Below are 18196 nucleotides of genomic sequence, written 5' to 3'. Positions count from 1 at the left end.
AGGGGGCTTGCCCTCTCCCACATTTGATCGCATTTCAATTCCCCTCCCCGCGTTCTGCCTCTTCATCACCCAGATCAATCTTGCTATCCAGTCTTTATTCGCGCACTTAGACTCAGGCCAATTCCTCCAAAGGTAAGCCGCCATGTCCGAGACGCTGCTCAGTTCCCGCAATCTGGCTTTCGAGCTGTACGAAGTCCTCGATGCCGAAGGCCTGACCCAGCGCGAGCGGTTTGCCGAGCACAATCGCGAAACGTTCGATGCCGCGATCAGCACAGCGCGCAGCATCGCCGAAAAGCACTTCGCCCCCCACAACCGTAAGAACGACGAAAACGAACCGCGCTACGAAAACGGCGCAGCCATCCTGATTCCGGAAGTCAAACCGGCGGTGGATGCGTTCCTGGAAGCCGGCTTCCTCAATGCGGCCCGCAGCTTCGAAGCCGGTGGCATGCAGTTGCCGACCCTGCTCTCTCAAGCCTGCTTCGCTCATTTCCAATCCGCCAACGCGGCCTCGACGTCCTACCCGTTCCTGACCATGGGCGCCGCCAACCTGATCGAAAGCTTCGGCACCGAGGAGCAAAAACAGCGCTTCCTGCAACCGATGATCGAAGGCCGCTTCTTCGGCACCATGGCCCTGACCGAGCCCCACGCCGGCTCATCGCTGTCGGATATTCGTACCCGCGCCGAGCCCGCGGCTGACGGCAGCTATCGCCTCAAAGGCAACAAGATCTTCATCTCCGGCGGCGATCACCCGCTGTCGGAAAACATCGTGCACATGGTGCTGGCCAAGCTGCCGGACGCGCCCGCCGGGGTGAAGGGCATTTCGCTGTTTATCGTGCCCAAATTCCTGGTCAACGACGACGGCAGCCTCGGCGCGCGCAATGATGTGCTGCTGGCCGGGCTGTTTCATAAGATGGGCTGGCGCGGCACCACGTCCACGGCACTGAATTTCGGCGATAACGGCAACTGCGTCGGCTATCTGGTGGGTAAACCGCACCAAGGCCTGAGCTGCATGTTCCAGATGATGAACGAGGCGCGCATCGGTGTCGGCATGGGCGCGGTGATGCTCGGTTACGCCGGCTATCTCTATTCGCTGGAATACGCCCGCGAACGCCCGCAAGGCCGCCTGCCCGACAGCAAGGACCCAAGTACCGCGCCGGTCTCGATCATCCAGCACGCCGATATCAAGCGCATGCTGCTGACGCAAAAAGCCTACGTCGAAGGTGCCTTCGACCTGGGTTTGTACGCCGCGCGGCTGTTCGATGACACCACCACACTGGAGACCGAGGCCGAACGCAGACAGGCCCACGAACTGCTGGACCTGCTCACCCCCATCGTCAAATCCTGGCCCTCGGAGTTCTGCCTCAAGGCCAACGAACTGGCGATCCAGATCCTCGGCGGCCACGGTTATACCCGCGAATACCCGGTGGAGCAGTACTACCGCGACAACCGCCTGAACCCGATCCACGAGGGCACCCATGGCATCCAGTCCCTGGACCTGCTGGGGCGCAAGCTGGCGCAGAACGGCGGCGCGGGCCTGAAGCAACTGATTCGGCTGATCGCCGACACGGGCGCGCGGGCACAGGAATATCCAGGCCTGACGGCATTGAGAGAACCGCTGGAGCACCTGGTCAGCCGCCTGCAAAGCGTGACCATCGGCCTGCTGACGGATCTCGCCCAGGGCAAGGTCAACAGCAGCCTGGCGAACTCGGCGCTGTACCTGAAGGTATTCGGGCATACGGTGATTGGCTGGCGCTGGCTGGAACAGGCGATTCGCGCCGAAGAAGGGCTGGCCAAGGGCAATGCGGCCGATGTCGCCTTCTATAAAGGCAAGCTCCAGGCCGCCCGGTACTTCCTGACTTGGGAGATTCCGGGCTGCCATCATGAACTGGTGATTCTGGAGGCACGGGATGATACGTGCCTGGGGATGCAGGATGAGTGGTTCTAAGGCTGGATCGCCTTGGAAATCACCTCGACCGTGGCGCTGACTTGCTCTTGGTAACGGTCGAGTTCCTGCTGGTGAGCCTGCTGCATTTCGATCTGCTCGGCGCACAGGTTCAGCGCCGCCAGCACCAGTAGCTTGTCACCGATCAGGGTCGGGTACTTTTTCTTGGTGGTGGCCAGGGAGGCCTTGAGCATGGTCACGGCGTGCATCAGGGTCTTATCTTCCCCGGCCGGGGCCTTGATCGAGTAATCCTCTCCGAGAATCGAAACGACCTTTATCCCTTCATTCATGCGCTGACAGGGCCTGCGCTCACGCGCTCAACCAGCGCCTGGATCCGCGCTGCGGTAGCGCCGTGCTTTTCTTCCTGCTCCATCAGGTTCAGTTGCAGGCTGTCGTTCTCATCCTTGGCGCGAGCCAGTTCGGCCTTGAGGGATTCGTTGCTGCCCAGTAGCTCCTGATTCTGCTGTACCAGGTCGCTGACCAGTTGTTCCAGTTGGCTGAGGGATGCTTCTAACATTTTGATTTCTCGGGCTTTTTCAAAGGGCGGTGACGATAAAGAAAATTCACCTCGGATGCCAGGGTTATCCCTGGCGCGCAGCCCGTTTTTCAAGGGCCGGGCCACGCTTTCGAGCCTTAGTGACTGCATTTCCCCCATCTGGTTCCTGAATCCGCGCATCCCCTCGTCAGATGCGACAAAAACGCACAGCCCCCTTTAGACTTTAGTCGTACGCCCGATAGAGAGGCACACCCCGTCTCATGACCGCACGGATCGCGCCTCTCCCAGGATTTCCGCATGTCGCTTCGTAATATGAATATCGCCCCGAGGGCCTTCCTCGGCTTCGCGTTTATTGGCGCGTTGATGTTGTTTCTAGGCGTGTTCGCCCTGAACCAGATGAGCAAGATCCGTGGCGCCACTGAAGACATCACCCTGTCCAGCGTGCCAAGCATCCGCGCCCTGGATGAGTTCACCCAACTGACCCTGCGCCTGCGCGTGTTGTCTTACCGCTTGCTGACCAACCGCGAGCCGGATGTGCAGCAAAAGACCCTGGAAGCCTTCGAACTGCGCAACCAGCAGATTCGCGCCGCCCAGGGCGTCTACGAGAAACTGATTGAAAGCAGCGAAGAACGTAGCACCTACAACGAATATGTAAGCCTGCTGGGCCAGTACCATCAGATTGAAGAGCGCATGAAGAGCCTGTCACGGGCCAACCAGGTGGATGAGCTGCGCAGCCTGCTTAACACCGAATTGCTGAGCAACTCCGAGCAGGTCAACGCCGTGCTGACGCGCCTGCTGGACCTCAATAACAAGATGGCCCTGGCCACCAATCAGGAGGCCGAAGACCAATACAACGCGGCCTTCAACCTGGTCGTGGGCCTGCTGGTGATCGCCACGCTGCTGACCCTGCTGTTTGCCTGGCTGCTGACCCGCAGCATCACCCTGCCGATTTCACAGGCACTGGAAGCGGCGGAAGAAGTCGCCGAAGGCAACCTGACACGGCCGATAAAAGTCGACGGCAGCGATGAGGCCGGGCGCCTGCTCGCCGCCATGGCCAAGATGCAGGACAAACTGCGCGACACCCTGCAACGCATCGCGGGCTCCGCCACCCAACTGGCTTCCGCCGCCGAGGAACTGAACGCCGTCACCGACGAAAGCGCCCGTGGCCTGACCCGGCAAAACAACGAAATCGAACAAGCCGCCACCGCCGTCAACGAGATGACCAGCGCCGTCGAAGAAGTCGCACGCAATGCGGTGAGCACCTCGGAAGCCTCGCGCAACGCTACCACCTCCGCCGGCGACGGCCGCGACCTGGTGCAGGAAACCGTCAGCGCCATCGAGCGCATGAGCGGCGACGTGCAGGCTACCGCCACCCTGATCGGCGAACTGGCCAATGAGTCGCGCGATATCGGCAAAGTGCTGGACGTGATTCGCGGCCTGGCCGACCAGACCAATTTGCTGGCCCTGAACGCGGCGATTGAAGCCGCACGTGCCGGTGAAGCCGGTCGCGGGTTCGCGGTGGTCGCCGATGAAGTGCGGGCCCTGGCCCATCGTACCCAGCAGTCCACCAGCGAGATCGAGCGGATGATCGGCAGTATCCAGGCCGGCACCGAGCACGCGGTGGACTCGATGCGCAACAGCACCGAGCGGGCGGAGTCGACGCTGAACATCGCCAAAGGCGCCGGGATGTCGCTGGATACCATCAACACCGCGATTGTCGAGATCAACGAGCGCAACCTGGTGATCGCCAGCGCGGCGGAAGAACAGGCGCAGGTGGCGCGGGAAGTGGACCGCAACCTGGTGAACATTCGTGATCTGTCGGTGCAATCCGCTACGGGCGCCAGCCAGACCAGCGCCGCGAGCAGCGAATTGTCACGCCTGGCGGTAGACCTGAACGGGATGGTAGGCCGCTTCCGCCTCTAACGCCCTGCACTGGCTTGAAATGTGGGAGGGGGCTTGCTCCCGATAGCGGTGGATCAGTTACAGACAAGCTGACTGACATACCGCCATCGGGGGCAAGCCCCCTTCCACATTCAGATCTGCGCCCGACGTTAAAAGCTTTTTGACAGCACCGCAATTCAACAGGTTAGAATCCCTGGCACGCAGACTGCATGGTCAGTTTGCGTCCCGTCTTGTTTGCCCATGGAGTACTGCCTTTGAATGCGACGACCATCAACAGCCTGTTCTTGATCGGCGCGTTGCTGGTGAGTGCGAGCATTCTGGTGAGTTCTCTTTCCTCGCGCCTGGGTATCCCGATCCTGGTGATCATCCTGGCCGTGGGCATGGTGGCCGGCGTCGATGGCGGCGGCATCATTTTCGACAATTACCCGACTGCCTACCTGGTGGGCAACCTCGCGCTGGCAGTGATCCTGCTCGACGGCGGTTTGCGTACACGGGTGGCGAGTTTCCGCGTGGCACTCTGGCCGGCATTGTCCCTGGCCACGGTGGGGGTGTTGATTACCACCGGCCTCACCGGCATGGCGGCGGCCTGGCTGTTTGACCTGAATATTATCCAGGGCCTGCTGATCGGTGCGATTGTCGGCTCGACCGACGCCGCAGCGGTGTTCTCGCTGCTGGGCGGCAAGGGCCTGAACGAACGGGTGACGGCCAGCCTCGAGATCGAATCCGGCAGCAACGACCCGATGGCGGTGTTCCTCACCGTCACCCTGATCGACATGCTCGCCAGCGGCCAGACCGGCCTGCACTGGAGCCTGCTGACCCACCTGGTGCGCGAGTTCGGCATCGGTGGCATCGTCGGCCTCGGCGGCGGCTGGCTGATGTTGCAGATGGTCAACCGCATCAACCTGGCCACCGGCCTGTACCCGATCCTGGTAATCGCCGGCGGCCTGTTCGTGTTCGCCCTGACCAACGCCTTCCATGGCAGCGGCTTCCTCGCCGTGTACCTGTGCGGCCTGGTGATCGGCAATCGGCCGGTGCGTAGCCGTCATGGCATTTTGCATATGCTCGACGGCATGGCCTGGCTCGCGCAGATCGGTATGTTCCTGGTGCTGGGCCTGCTGGTCACGCCCCATGATTTGCTGCCGATTGCCCTGCCGGCCCTGGGCCTGGCGCTGTGGATGATCCTGTTTGCGCGGCCGCTGTCGGTGATGGTCGGCCTGCTGCCGTTCAAAGCCTTCCATGGCCGCGAAAAGGCCTTTATCGCCTGGGTCGGCCTGCGCGGCGCGGTGCCGATCATCCTGGCGGTGTTCCCGTTGATGGCCGGCCTGCCCCATGCGCAGCTGTACTTCAACCTGGCGTTCTTTATCGTGCTGGTGTCGCTGCTGGTACAGGGCACCAGCCTGCCGTGGGTGGCCAAGCTGCTCAAAGTGACCGTGCCGCCGGACCCGGCGCCAATCTCCCGCGCAGCCCTGGAAGTGCACGTCACCAGCGAGTGGGAGCTGTTCGTCTACCGCCTGGGCGCAGAAAAATGGTGCATCGGCGCGGCCCTGCGTGAGCTGAAAATGCCCGAAGGCACGCGCATCGCGGCCCTGTTCCGTGGCCAGCAACTGCTCCATCCGTCGGGTAGTACGGTGCTGGAAGTCGGCGATCTGCTCTGTGTGATCGGCCATGAACACAACCTGCCGGCCCTGGGCAAACTGTTCAGCCAGGCACCGCAACGCGGCCTCGATTTGCGCTTCTTCGGCGACTTCGTCCTCGAAGGCGACGCCCAGCTGGGCGCGGTTTCGGCGCTGTATGGCCTCAAGCTCGAAGGGATCGACCCGGACATGCCGCTGAGCCGCTTCATCACCCAGAAAGTCGGCGGCGCGCCGGTCGTGGGCGACCAGGTGGAGTGGAACAACACCATCTGGACCGTCGCGGTCATGGACGGGAACAAGATTGGCAAAGTCGGCGTCAGATTCCCCGAAGGAAGTCGCCCGGCCCCCGGACTCTTCCTCTAAACTGCGGGGCGACAGCACGCCCCCGATTCTTCACCTTGCTCGATCGGTCTCTATGCCAACCCTGCGCACTTTTCTCGCCACTGCCCTGCTGGGCCTGACCCTTTGTGTCGGCAGCGTCTACGCCGCCGACCCGCCCAGCGCCGACGCCATCCAGCAAACCCTGGACAAGCTGCCTGATCGCAAACTGCCCGACGCCGACATGAAGGCGCTGCAATCGATCCTGCAACAGACCCTGACCTACCTGGGCAACAAGCAGGATTACGAGCAGCGCCTGGTCGACCTCAAGCGCCAGCTGGAAGACGCGCCGCGCCAGACCAGCGAGAACCAGCGCGAACTGACCCGGCTCAAGGCCACCAAGGTCATTCCGGTGGCCCAACGCTACGCCACCCTGCCGGTGCCGCAGCTCGAGCAATTGCTGGTGCAGCGCAGCACCCAGCAAGGCGACCTGCAAAAGGAACTGGCCGACGCCAACAGCCTGACCATCGCCGCCCAGACCCGTCCCGAGCGCGCCCAGACCGAAATCAGCAGCAGCCAGACGCGCATCCAGCAGATCAATGCCACCCTCAAGGCCGGCAAGGACAATGGCAAAGCCCTCAGCGGCGACCAGCGCAACCAACTGAATGCCGAACTGGCCTCCCTGAATGCCCTGATCCCCCTGCGCCGCCAGGAGCTGGCCGGCAACAGCCAGCTGCAGGACCTGGGCAACAGCCAGCACGACCTGATCCAGGAAAAAACCGCGCGCCTGGAACAGGAGATCCAGGACCTGCAAACCCTGATCAACCAGAAGCGCCTGGCCCAGTCCCAGCAGACCGTCACCCAGCAGTCCATCGAAGCGCAGAAAGCCGGCGGCAGCAGCCTGCTGGCCACGGAAAGCGCAGCCAACCTGAAGCTCTCCGACTACCTGCTCAAGAGCACCGACCGCCTCAACGACCTGACCCAGAAGAACCTGCAGACCAAGCAACAGCTGGACACCGTGACCCAGAGCGATTCGGCCCTGGACGAGCAGATCAACGTGCTCAAGGGCAGCCTGCTCCTGTCGAAGATTCTGTATAAGCAGAAACAAGCGTTGCCCCGCCTGACGGTGGACCGCGACCTGGCGGACGATATCGCCAACATTCGCCTGTACCAGTTCGAGGTCAACCAACAGCGCGAGCTGATCAGCTCCCCCAGCACCTATGTGGATAACCTGCTGGCCAACCAGCCGCCGGCCGACGTCACCCCGCAACTGCGGCGCACCCTGCTGGAACTGGCGATCACCCGCAGCGACTTGCTGGAGCGCCTGAGCCGCGAGCTGAGCGCGCTGCTCAACGAATCCATCACCCTGCAACTGAACCAGAAACAACTGCTCAGCACCGCCACCACCCTGCGCGCGACGCTCGATGAACAGATGTTCTGGATCCCCAGCAACAAGCCGCTGGACACCGAATGGCTGGAAACCGTGCCGGCGCACCTGAGCAAGCAGGTCACCACCCTGCCCTGGGCCTCCAGCGTCAGCGAGTTGTACGACGGCCTGACCCAGCGTCCGCTGCTGTTTTTGCCGTTGCTGCTGTTGATCGGTGCCCTGTTGTGGCGCCGCAACGCGCTGTACGCGCGTCTGAAAAGAGTCCACCTGGACATCGGCCACTTCAAACGCGACAGCCAATGGCACACGCCCCAGGCGATCCTGGTGAATATCCTGTTGGCGATGCCGGTAGCACTGGGCCTGGCGCTGTGCGGCTACGCGCTGCAGATCGACGCACGTGGGCAGAACGCCAACCTGGGTGCGGCGCTGTTGCAGATTGCCCAGGCGTGGCTGGTGTTCTACACCGCCTACCGCATCCTGGCACCGGGCGGCGTGGCCGAGCTGCACTTCCGCTGGGAAAAGCCCCAGGTCGAATTCCTCCAGGGCTGGGTGCGCAAGCTCGGGCTGGTGGTGCTGGCCCTGGTGGCCGTGGTGGCGATTGCCGAGCATCAACCGGCGGCGCTGGCCGACGACGTGCTGGGCATTGGGGTGGTCCTGACCTGCTACGCCCTGATGGCCTGGCTGCTGGGACGCCTGCTGCTGCACAGCCCGACCCACGAAAAAGCCTCGCTGTTCCGCAAAGCCGTGGGCCTGCTGTTTACCGCCCTGCCTATCGCGCTGTTCATTGCCGTGTGCTTTGGCTACTACTACACCGCACTCAAGCTCAGCGACCGGCTGATCAACACCTTGTACCTGCTGATGTTCTGGCTGGTCATCGAAGCCACCTTCGTGCGCGGCCTGGGCGTTGCCGCCCGACGCCTGGCCTATTCCCGCGCCCTGGCCAAACGCCAGGCTGCCAAGGAAGCCGGCGAAGGCGAAGCGGTGATCGAAGAGCCGACCCTGGATATCGAACAGGTCAACGAACAATCGATGCGCCTGATACGCCTGGCGCTGCTCGGTGGCTTTATCGCGGCGCTGTACTGGGTATGGTCGGACCTGATCTCGGTATTTTCCTACCTGGACAACGTCACCCTCTACGAATACACCAGCGGCACCGGTGCCAATATCAGCATGGTGCCGATCAGCATCGGCGACCTGCTCGGCGCGCTGATCATCATCGGCATCACCTTCGCCCTGGCGCGTAACCTGCCCGGCCTGCTGGAAGTGCTGGTGCTGTCCAAGCTGGACCTGGCCCAGGGCAGTGCCTACGCCACGACCACCTTGCTGTCCTACATCATTGCCGGCGTGGGTTTTGTCTCGACCCTGTCCACCCTCGGCGTGAGCTGGGACAAGTTGCAATGGCTGGTGGCCGCGCTGTCGGTGGGGTTGGGCTTCGGCATGCAGGAGATCTTCGCCAACTTTATCTCCGGCATCATGATCCTGTTCGAGCGCCCGGTGCGGATCGGCGACACCATCACCATCGGCAACCTGTCGGGCACGGTGAGCAAGATCCGCATCCGCGCTACCACCATCACCGACTTCGACCGCAAGGACATCATCGTCCCGAACAAGACGTTCATTACCGGGCAACTGATCAACTGGTCGCTGACCGACACCATCACCCGCGTGACCCTCAAGCTGGGCGTGGACTACGGCTCCGACCTGGACCTGGTGAAGGAATTGTTGCTCAAGGCCGCGCGAGAAAACCCAAGGGTGTTGAAGGAACCGGAACCCCATGTGTACTTCCTCAACTTCGGCGAAAGCACCCTCGACCACGAACTGCGCATGCACGTGCGCGACCTCGGCGACCGCAACCCGGTGATCGACGAAGTGAACCGCTTTATCAACCGCGAGTTCAAGAACCACCACATCAACATCTCGTTCCGGCAGATGGAGGTGTACCTGAAAAACCTCCACGGCCAGGAGTACAAGCTGGTGCCGGTGGAGGACGAGAAGAGAACCATCGTCGGACCGACCGAGGCGCAAGATGTGCCGGAGCCGCCGGACGGCAAAGTGGCGGATGCACCCGAGCCACCACCCAGCAAACTCGACTAAACGCCCTATCCCCAGCAGAATGCTCGGACATTCTGCTGGAGATGGCCGGTGAAAGCCCTCGACGAACTGACCTTCGACAACCGCTTCGCACGCCTGGGCGACGCGTTCTCAACCCACGTATTGCCCGAGCCCCTCGACGAACCGCGCCTGGTGGTGGCAAGCAATGCCGCCATGGCCCTGCTCGACCTCGACCCTGCCGTGGCGCAAACGCCGGTATTCGCCGAGCTGTTCAGCGGCCATAAGCTGTGGGCCGAAGCCGAGCCGCGGGCAATGGTCTACTCCGGGCACCAGTTCGGCGGCTACACCCCGCAGCTGGGCGATGGTCGGGGATTGCTGCTGGGCGAGGTATACAACGAGGCCGGCGAGCATTGGGACCTGCACCTCAAGGGTGCCGGGATGACGCCCTACTCGCGCATGGGCGATGGCCGCGCGGTGCTGCGCTCGTCGATTCGGGAGTTCCTGGCCTCCGAAGCGCTGCATGCACTGGGCATCCCCAGCAGCCGTGCGTTGTGCGTGATCGGCTCCAGCACCCCGGTCTGGCGTGAGAAGCAGGAACGTGGGGCGATGGTGCTGCGCCTGGCGCCCAGCCATATCCGTTTTGGTCATTTCGAATATTTCTACTACACCAAGAAGCCCGAACAGCAGGCCGAGCTGGCCGAACACGTGCTGAACCTGCACTACCCGGCGTGCCGCGAACAGCCCGAGCCGTACCTGGCGATGTTCCGCGAAATCGTCGAACGCAATGCCGAGATGATCGCCAAATGGCAGGCCTATGGTTTCTGCCACGGCGTGATGAACACCGACAACATGTCGATCCTCGGCATCACCTTCGACTTCGGGCCCTTTGCGTTTCTCGACGACTTTGATGCGCACTTCATCTGCAATCACTCGGACCATGAAGGACGCTACTCCTTCAGCAACCAGGTGCCCATCGGCCAGTGGAACCTCAGCGCGCTGGCCCAGGCGCTCACGCCATTTATCAGCGTCGATGCCTTGAAAGAAGCCCTTGGCCTGTACCTGCCGCTGTACCAGGCCCACTACCTGGACCTGATGCGCCGCCGACTGGGGCTGACCACCGCCGAAGACGACGACCAGAAGCTGGTGGAGCGGTTGCTGAAGCTGATGCAGAACAGCGGCGTGGATTACACCTTGTTCTTCCGACGCCTGGGCGACGAATCGGCAGCGCTGGCGGTGGCGAAGCTGCGCGATGACTTTGTCGACCTCGCCGGGTTCGATGCCTGGGCCGAGCTGTACACGGCCCGTGTTGCGCGGGACGGGGATTACAGCGAAGAGCAGCGCCGTGAGCGGATGCATGCAGTGAACCCGCTGTACATCCTGCGCAACTACCTCGCACAGAACGCTATCGCCGCCGCCGAATCAGGCGACTACAGCGAAGTGCAGCGACTGCATGAGGTGCTTTCCAAGCCGTTCGAGGAGCAAGCGGGGATGGAACAGTACGCGCAACGACCGCCGGATTGGGGCAAGCATTTGGAGATCAGTTGTTCGTCCTAAGACAGGCAGACTGTGGCGACAGAGCTGGCTCCCGCTGGGCTGCGCAGCAACCCCAACGCCTGAAAGCGAGGTATATCCAGTACACCTCGCCACGCTACCCAGGGCTGCTACGCAGCCCAACGCGGGACAAGCCCGCTCGCCACAGTCATGTATCTATCTTGATAATTATCGGCGCTGACTCCAGATAGGGAGCATTGGCCACATCCACGGAGCCCACCATGTCCGAACCTCTCGTTATCCCCTGCCCCCATTGCAACGGCCTCAATCGCATCCCCGCAGAACGCCTGGGTGATACGCCCAAGTGCGGGCGCTGCAAACAACCGGTTCTACTGGGCAAGCCTTTCGAGCTGAAACAAGGTGACTACGCCAGCCAGATCAAGGGCGACCTGCCGCTGCTGGTGGATGTGTGGGCCGATTGGTGCGGGCCGTGCAAGTCGTTCGCGCCGGTGTTTGAACAGGCGGCCGGGCAGCTGGAAGGCAAGTGCAGGCTGGCCAAGCTGGACAGCGAGGCCAATCAGCAGCTGTCGGCGCAGTTGGGGATTCGTTCGATCCCCAGTCTGATTCTGTTCAAGAACGGCCGCGAAGTGGCGCGCCAGAGCGGAGCGTTTCCGTTGCCGCAGTTGATGAGCTGGTTGCGTAGCCAGGGGATATAACCGGACTTGAGAACGATGCTGAACAATGTGGGAGGGGGCTTGCCCCCGATGGCGGTGGCTCAGCTACAGATGAGCTAGCCGGCATACCGCCATCAGGGGCAAGTCGAATCGTCGCACCGCCCCTCCCACATTTGACCGCGTTGTACCTTCAGGCCAGAGGGACTTCGCGGTCCATCATCTGGCCGACCAGCAATACGCCCAGTTCACTCAATTGGTGGATAGCCAGGGCCATGTCGCGGTGTTCACCGGTGAGGTCGCTGGAAAGGTTGAGCAATAGGGTACGGACGGAGGAGAAGGTTTCGTAGCTGTTGAGGATGAGGGTTTCGGTGGGGAGGTTGGGCGTAACGGTATAAAGGTTAACCATGGATCGTCTCCGAGTAGTGGAGCCGCAACCGGCCGCTACTAAACGGAGGGTGGCAGCTGTACGCAGGTTAGTAGACCGGGGAGACGCAACCGGCGCGCTCGAAAGCGCCCTCCGTACAGCCACCATCAAATTCAGGAAGCTCCTGATCGACGAATTGCCGTACATCTCACCTCGGGCTACTAAACCCGATCACTGAACATTCAGTGACCGCAGAACCTTAGAGATGCCCATCCAGACGCACAAGCCGGCGGATTCTGGCGTAGCTGTAGGCAACGATACAAGCCACAACCCCTCTAGCCAGACCCTTCCTACAACCTCTGTGGGACAAATCCAAATCCCCGACTGAAATGCAATACAAATGTGGGAGGGGCTTGACGCCGATGGCGCTGACTCAGTCAACGTATTCGTGACTGACACACCGCAATCGGGGGCAAGCCCCCTCCCACAGGGATTCTTTGTTGCCTTCAAGGTCAGGCGTTTTCCAGCAGGTTATGCAGCTCCAAGAATTGCTGCGTGAGCTTGTGCCGTGGGTCGAGGTGGATCAGCGGCTTGTTCTCCTGGTGCGACTCGCGCATGCGCACTGAGCTGGCCAGGTACACCGGCAACACCGGCAAGCCCTCGGCAATCAACTCATCGAGCATTTGCTGCGGTAGGCTCGCCCGTGCCTGGAACTGGTTGACCACGATACCTTCCACTTCGAGGCCTTCGTTGTGGTCTTCCTTCAATTCTTCGATTTCAGCCAGCAGGCCATACAGGGCCTGGCGCGAGAAGCTGTCGCAATCGAAGGGAATCAACACACGATCAGCGGCAATCAGCGCAGAAACGGCATAAAAGTTCAGGGCTGGCGGGGTATCCAGGTAGATCCGGTCGTAATCTTCGCTCAGTTCATCGAGCAGCTTTCGCAGCTTGTTGATCTTGTGCTTGGCTTCAAGCTTGGGCTGCAGGTCCGCGAGTTCGGCGGTGGCGGTGATGACGTGCAGGTTGTCGAAGGGGGTTTCGTAGATGTCGACCTTGTTCTTCTTCGAAAACGGCCCGGAAGACAGGGTTTGCTTGAAAAAATCCGCGATCCCCATGGGGATGTCGTCGCCAGTCAGCCCCGTCAGGTATTGGGTTGAATTGGCCTGTGCATCGAGGTCCACCAACAGGGTTCGATAGCCTTCGCTGGCGCTGACCGCCGCCAGGTTGCAGGCGATGCTCGACTTGCCAACACCGCCTTTTTGATTGAACACCACGCGCCGCATGGAAAAACCTCCGTGTATCAATGAATGTCCGAGTGTAGAGGGCAAAAGCGCCTGTTAGCTACCTCGTTCATCGATGCATTGCTGCATTGCATCGGGTCTGTCATATGTCGCGTACAAATGAAAAGGAAGTGTCCGACGATCCAAGTTGCTCCTCGTTGAAGGACAATCTGTAAACCTTCCCGACTTATTTGTAATCGGCCTTGCACAATTCTTTACCAAAGTTTGCTAGAACCCCGCAGCACCGGGATAATGCGCGCCACTCGGCGATTGCTCCTTGTCCCGGTATTCGGGGCCAAAAGCCGCACATGGAAGCCCGCAGGGGCGGGATAACTTCTCAGTGATCAACTTCAACATCGCCCAATGGCGCGCCTGGGCCCCCGGCCTGGAAAGCGCGGACGACTGGCACGCCTGGTGCCAGGCCCCGGTGTTGCTGCCTGCCAGCGATGCTTCGCCCGACGTATCGTTCCTGCCGGCCATGCAGCGCCGCCGCCTGAGCCGCCTGGCGCGCATGGCGTTCAGCGTAGGCTGGCCGCTGGCCGACGGCCTGCAAGACCTGCCGCTGGTGTTTATTTCCCGGCATGGGGAAACTCCGCGCACCCTCGACATCCTCAGCGACCTGGCCAACGACCAGCCGCTGTCGCCGACCCAATTCAGCCTGTCGGTGCACAACGCGGTGATTGGCCTGTGGTCGATCCTGCGCAATGAAACCAGCGAAATGACAGCCCTCGCCGCCGCCGGCGATGGCCTGGAGCACGGCATGCTCGAAGCCGCGGCCCTGCTCAACGAAGGCGCTCCGGCGGTATTGCTGGTGATCACCGAAGAACAGCCGCCCGAAGCCTACGCCAGCTGGATCGTTGACGTACCCTTTCCCTACGCCCTCGGCCTGCTGCTGACACCAGGCGACGAGTGGCAACTGGAACTCAGCGCCGGCACTGTCCAACCCACTCAAACCCAGTGGCCCCACGCCCTGAACCTGCTGCGCGCCCTGCTTACCGAACAGGGCGCCTGCCAACATGCCTGGAAGAACCGTGTATGGAACTGGCAACGCAAGTCGTGAACGATAAGCCACGGGATGCCTACTACTGGCGCCTGTTCGCCACTGCCGCGAGCTTCTTCGTATTCGGCGTCGGCGGGTTGTGCCTGCGCTTGCTGGTCTTTCCCCTGCTCAGCTGCCTGCCGGGCAACGTAGAAAGGCACCAGCGCCGCGCCCGCCATACCATCAGCAAGCTGTTCTGGTTCTTTATCCGCCTGATGCAGCGCGCCGGCGTGCTGACCTACAGCGTCGAAGGCGCCGAACGACTCGGCCAGCCAGGCCAGATGATCATCGCCAACCATCCGTCGCTGATCGACGTGGTGTTCCTGATCGGCCTGATGCGCCAGACCAATTGCGTGATCAAGCAGAGCCTGTTTCAAAATCCGTTCACCCGTGGCCCGGTGCGCGACGCGGGTTACATAAGCAACGACGGCAGCGCAGACATGCTCGACGCCGCCGCCGACGCCCTGCGCCAAGGCCAGACGCTGATCATCTTTCCCGAAGGCACCCGCACCACACCCGGCGTGGCGCCCGCCTTTCATCGCGGGGCCGCCGCCATTGCCCTGCGCGGTGCGACAATCATCACCCCGGTAGTGATCAAGGTCAGCCCCACCACTCTGACCAAGGCCGAACCCTGGTATCGCATCCCTAAATGCCGTTTTCACTTCAGTTTGCGCGTGGGGGCCGATATAGAACCACAGGCGTTCGCAACACTGGGGCCCGCGCCCCAGGCCTCACGCAAGCTCAACGATTACCTGCACCACTATTTCATTAAGGAGCTCGCCGAAGATGAGCGACCAACACCGCCTTGAGCACGACATAAAGCTGTTGATCATCGAGGCCCTGGGCCTGGAAGACATCAGCGCCGACGACATCGGCAGCGACCAAACCCTGTTCGGCGAAGGCCTGGGCCTGGATTCGGTAGACGCCCTGGAATTGGGCCTGGCGATCCAGAAAACGTACGGCATCAAGATCGATGCCGACGCCAAGGACACCCGCAATCACTTCACCAACGTGGCCAGCCTTGCGGCGTTCGTCACGGCCAGACAGGCAGCTTGAGACCGGACCATGCAAACTCGTGACGATATTTTCAACACCCTGCGCGATGCCTTGGTGGAACTGTTTGAACTGCCCCCGGAGCGCGTCACCCTCGACGCCAACCTGTATCAGGACCTGGAGATCGACAGCATCGATGCCGTGGACCTGATCGACCATATCAAGCGCCAGACCGGCAAGAAGATCGCCGCCGAAGAGTTCAAGGCCGTGCGCACCGTCAACGACGTGGTTGAGGCGGTGTACCGTCTGGTCCAGCCTGCCGCATGAGCCGGCTGATCGGCCTTGGCCTGTTATTGGCGGGGCTGCTGTACCCGTTTGCGGTGTATTACGGCACCGAGCACTTTGCGCCCTGGCAATTCGGCCTGCTGCTGGGCAGCCTGTGGCTGCTGCGCGCGGTCACGGGTGCGACGCGCCCCGGCAGCCGCTGGATGGCGTTGGCGGTAATCGTGTTTTGCCTGGCCCTGGCCTGGTTCGACAACCCGCACCTGTTGCGCTGGTACCCGAGCCTGGTCAGTGCGTTCATGTTGGCGCTGTTCGGCCTGAGCCTGAAATACGGCCCGCCGATGGTGGAGCGTCTGGCGCGCATGACCGACCCGGTGCTGCCGCCGCACGCGATTGTGTATACGCGCCAGGTCACCGTGGTGTGGTGCGTGTTTTTTCTGTGTAATGGCCTGCTCGCCGCCGCCCTCACCCTATGGGCGCCGTTGAGCTGGTGGACGTTGTACAACGGCTTGATCGCCTACGGGCTGATGGGGCTGTTGTTTGCCGTGGAATGGCTGGTACGACAAAGGGTTCGAGGCCGCGTATGAATGGGTTGAATCTTGAGCATCTGTTGCTCGAGCCGCTGGAACAGCGTTTGGTGACCACCGAACCTGCGATGAATCACGCCCAGCTGTGGGAACACTCCCTGAGCCTGGCCGCCGGGCTGCAAGCCCGTGGCATCCAGCGCCTGGCCCTGCACCTGGAAGACGCCGGCCTGCTGGCGATTGCACTGCTGGGCGCCTGGCGCGCCGGGGCCAGCGTACTGCTGCCCGCCGATCTGCAACCCCAGACCCGCCAACGCTGGGACACGGTTGTCGACGCCTGGCTGACTGAAGCGGCAGACCTGGACGCGCTGTATCAAGCACCGTTGAGCCCGGCTGCCCTCGACCTGGACACCTGCCAACTGAGCCTGTGCACCTCCGGCTCCAGCGGCGAACCCAAGCGTATCGACAAGACCCTGCGCCAGCTCGCCAATGAAGTCCAGGCCCTGGAAGCGCTGTGGGGCGCCGACCTGAAAGACGCCTGCATCATCGGCAGTGTCGCCACCCAGCACATCTACGGTTTGCTGTTCCGCGTGCTGTGGCCGCTGTGCGCCGGGCGCAGCTTTGTGCGCCGCCAGCTGGCGTTTCCGGAAGACATGCAACGCGCCAGCCGCGAACACCCGCAATTCGCCTGGGTCGCCAGCCCGGCGCTGCTCAAGCGCATGGGCGACAACCTCGACTGGCCGGCGCTGAGCCAGGTATCGCGGGTGTTCTCGTCGGGCGGCGCCCTGCCCATCGAGGCGGCCGGCAGTCTATACGAGCGCTTGCAGCAATGGCCGACCGAGATCCTCGGCAGCTCGGAAACCGGTGGCATCGCCTGGCGCCAGGGGGCGCAACCCTGGCAGCCGTTCGCCGATGTACACCTGAGCCAGGACGCCGACGGTGCCCTGCGCATCGCCTCGCCATACTTGCCCGTCGGGCACATAGAACAAACCGCTGACGCTGCGCGCATCCATGCCGATGGTCGCTTCGAGCTGCTCGGACGCCTGGACCGTATCGTCAAGCTGGAAGAAAAACGCATCTCCCTGCCCATGCTTGAGCAGGCGCTGATGGCCCACCCGTGGGTCGTCGAAACGCGCCTGGGGGTGGTGCAGGAAAACCGCGCCTCCCTCGGCGCGCTGGTGGTGCTCAGTGCCGACGGCCTGCACGCCTTGCGCAACCAGGGCCGACGGACTGTCACCCAGACCCTGCGCCAGCATTTGAGCCAGCATTGCGAAGCCCTGGCGCTGCCACGTCGCTGGCGGCTGCTGCGCCAGCTGCCGCTGAATGCCCAGGGCAAACTGCCCCAGGCCGATGTGGCCGCGCTGCTGCTGGCGCCCCGGCCCAAGGCGCCGGAAGTGCTGGAGCAAGTCGAAGTCGATGGCGAATGGACCTTGCAACTGAGCGTGCCGCCGGACCTGGCCTATTTCAGCGGCCACTTCCCGGTCACTCCGGTATTGCCCGGCGTGGTCCAGGTGGAGTGGGCGTTCAACCTCGGCCAACAACTGCTCGATCTGCCCGCGACCTTTGCCGGCATGGAAGTGCTCAAGTTCCAGCAACTGGTGCGCCCCGGCGACCGTATCGAACTGCACCTGCGCTTCGACCAGGAACGCGGCAAGTTATATTTCGCCTACCGCAACGGCGTCGCGGCCTGCTCCAGCGGCCGCATCCAATTGGAAGCGGCCCATGCATAAGCTTCTGTGGCGAGGGGGGGGGGGGGGGGGGGGGGGGGGGGGGGGGGGGGGGGGGGGGGGGGGGGGGGGGGGGGGGGGGGGGGGGGGG

The 18196-nt window shown here is 62.4% G+C and carries 16 protein-coding genes and 1 pseudogene; 13 read left to right on the top strand and 4 right to left on the bottom strand.

The window, feature by feature from the left end; all coding sequences use genetic code 11:
- Positions 1-142 precede the first annotated feature (142 nt).
- The gene (locus tag AC07OT_RS20380) at positions 143-1945 is read left to right on the top strand and encodes an acyl-CoA dehydrogenase (RefSeq protein WP_495101360.1); all 1803 of its coding nucleotides are present in this window, start codon (positions 143-145) and stop codon (positions 1943-1945) included.
- Here the strand turns inward: AC07OT_RS20380 and AC07OT_RS20375 are convergent.
- Together AC07OT_RS20375 and AC07OT_RS20370 are read right to left on the bottom strand one after the other, a co-directional pair.
- The gene (locus tag AC07OT_RS20375; RefSeq protein WP_017526490.1) at positions 1942-2232 is read right to left on the bottom strand and encodes a cell division protein ZapA; all 291 of its coding nucleotides are present in this window, start codon (positions 2230-2232) and stop codon (positions 1942-1944) included. The genes AC07OT_RS20380 and AC07OT_RS20375 overlap by 4 nt on opposite strands.
- A complete protein-coding gene (locus AC07OT_RS20370; RefSeq protein WP_003187970.1) occupies positions 2229-2459 on the bottom strand; it encodes a hypothetical protein in 231 nt (76 codons plus the stop codon). Before AC07OT_RS20370 ends, AC07OT_RS20375 begins: the two co-directional genes overlap by 4 nt.
- Before the next feature lie 276 nt (positions 2460-2735).
- On the opposite strand from AC07OT_RS20370, the pseudogene AC07OT_RS20365 reads away from it, so the two are divergent.
- The 6 genes and pseudogenes from AC07OT_RS20365 to trxC all read left to right on the top strand — a co-directional run.
- Positions 2736-3506 (top strand): annotated as a pseudogene (locus AC07OT_RS20365) (MCP four helix bundle domain-containing protein); the annotation flags it as partial.
- A complete protein-coding gene (locus AC07OT_RS20360) occupies positions 3489-4361 on the top strand; it encodes a methyl-accepting chemotaxis protein (RefSeq protein WP_371914633.1) in 873 nt (290 codons plus the stop codon). The pseudogene AC07OT_RS20365 and the gene AC07OT_RS20360, both read left to right, overlap by 18 nt.
- 233 nt (positions 4362-4594) lie before the next feature.
- Complete coding sequence (locus AC07OT_RS20355) at positions 4595-6337, top strand: potassium/proton antiporter (protein ID WP_495108902.1); 1743 nt, start codon at positions 4595-4597, stop codon at positions 6335-6337.
- Between the two features lie 52 nt (positions 6338-6389).
- Positions 6390-9773 carry a mechanosensitive channel MscK gene (gene mscK / locus AC07OT_RS20350; protein WP_115486447.1) on the top strand — a complete coding sequence of 1128 codons (3384 nt, stop codon included), beginning with the start codon at positions 6390-6392 and terminating at the stop codon, positions 9771-9773.
- A 48-nt stretch (positions 9774-9821) separates the two neighbouring features.
- Positions 9822-11285 carry a protein adenylyltransferase SelO gene (gene selO / locus AC07OT_RS20345; RefSeq protein ID WP_115486448.1) on the top strand — a complete coding sequence of 488 codons (1464 nt, stop codon included), beginning with the start codon at positions 9822-9824 and terminating at the stop codon, positions 11283-11285.
- Positions 11286-11503: 218 nt separating this feature from the next.
- The gene (trxC, locus tag AC07OT_RS20340; RefSeq protein WP_495101362.1) at positions 11504-11938 is read left to right on the top strand and encodes a thioredoxin TrxC; all 435 of its coding nucleotides are present in this window, start codon (positions 11504-11506) and stop codon (positions 11936-11938) included.
- A gap of 148 nt (positions 11939-12086) precedes the next feature.
- Here the strand turns inward: trxC and AC07OT_RS20335 are convergent, their stop codons facing one another.
- The gene (locus tag AC07OT_RS20335) at positions 12087-12302 is read right to left on the bottom strand and encodes a DUF6124 family protein (RefSeq protein WP_495101363.1); all 216 of its coding nucleotides are present in this window, start codon (positions 12300-12302) and stop codon (positions 12087-12089) included.
- A 470-nt stretch (positions 12303-12772) separates the two neighbouring features.
- Positions 12773-13543, bottom strand: a complete 771-nt coding sequence (locus tag AC07OT_RS20330) for a ParA family protein (protein ID WP_495108901.1) — start codon at positions 13541-13543, stop codon at positions 12773-12775.
- 337 nt (positions 13544-13880) lie between these two features.
- Between AC07OT_RS20330 and AC07OT_RS20325 the strand changes: the two genes are divergently transcribed.
- The 6 genes from AC07OT_RS20325 to AC07OT_RS20300 are packed head-to-tail and all read left to right on the top strand — an operon-like array spanning position 13881 to position 18108.
- Positions 13881-14600: a beta-ketoacyl synthase chain length factor gene (locus AC07OT_RS20325; protein ID WP_065940812.1), complete on the top strand. Its 720-nt coding sequence runs from the start codon at positions 13881-13883 to the stop codon at positions 14598-14600.
- On the top strand, positions 14576-15388 hold the full coding sequence (locus tag AC07OT_RS20320; RefSeq protein ID WP_065940811.1) for a lysophospholipid acyltransferase family protein: 813 nt from the start codon (positions 14576-14578) through the stop codon (positions 15386-15388). The genes AC07OT_RS20325 and AC07OT_RS20320 overlap by 25 nt, the downstream gene beginning before the upstream one ends.
- Entirely contained in the window at positions 15366-15635 is a 270-nt protein-coding gene (locus tag AC07OT_RS20315; RefSeq protein ID WP_027604978.1) for a phosphopantetheine-binding protein, read from the top strand. Before AC07OT_RS20320 ends, AC07OT_RS20315 begins: the two co-directional genes overlap by 23 nt.
- Positions 15636-15644: 9 nt before the next feature.
- Positions 15645-15899 carry an acyl carrier protein gene (locus AC07OT_RS20310; protein WP_003187949.1) on the top strand — a complete coding sequence of 85 codons (255 nt, stop codon included), beginning with the start codon at positions 15645-15647 and terminating at the stop codon, positions 15897-15899.
- A complete protein-coding gene (locus AC07OT_RS20305; RefSeq protein ID WP_141156555.1) occupies positions 15896-16441 on the top strand; it encodes a COG4648 family protein in 546 nt (181 codons plus the stop codon). The genes AC07OT_RS20310 and AC07OT_RS20305 overlap by 4 nt, the downstream gene beginning before the upstream one ends.
- Positions 16438-18108, top strand: a complete 1671-nt coding sequence (locus tag AC07OT_RS20300) for an acyl-CoA synthetase family protein (RefSeq protein WP_141156554.1) — start codon at positions 16438-16440, stop codon at positions 18106-18108. The genes AC07OT_RS20305 and AC07OT_RS20300 overlap by 4 nt, the downstream gene beginning before the upstream one ends.
- The last annotated feature ends 88 nt before the right edge of the window (positions 18109-18196 follow it).

The organism is Pseudomonas sp. GW821-FHT09C10, from assembly GCF_059418085.1.
Note: the sequence above shows the minus strand (reverse complement) of the source record. Positions and strands in the feature narration are given on the sequence as shown.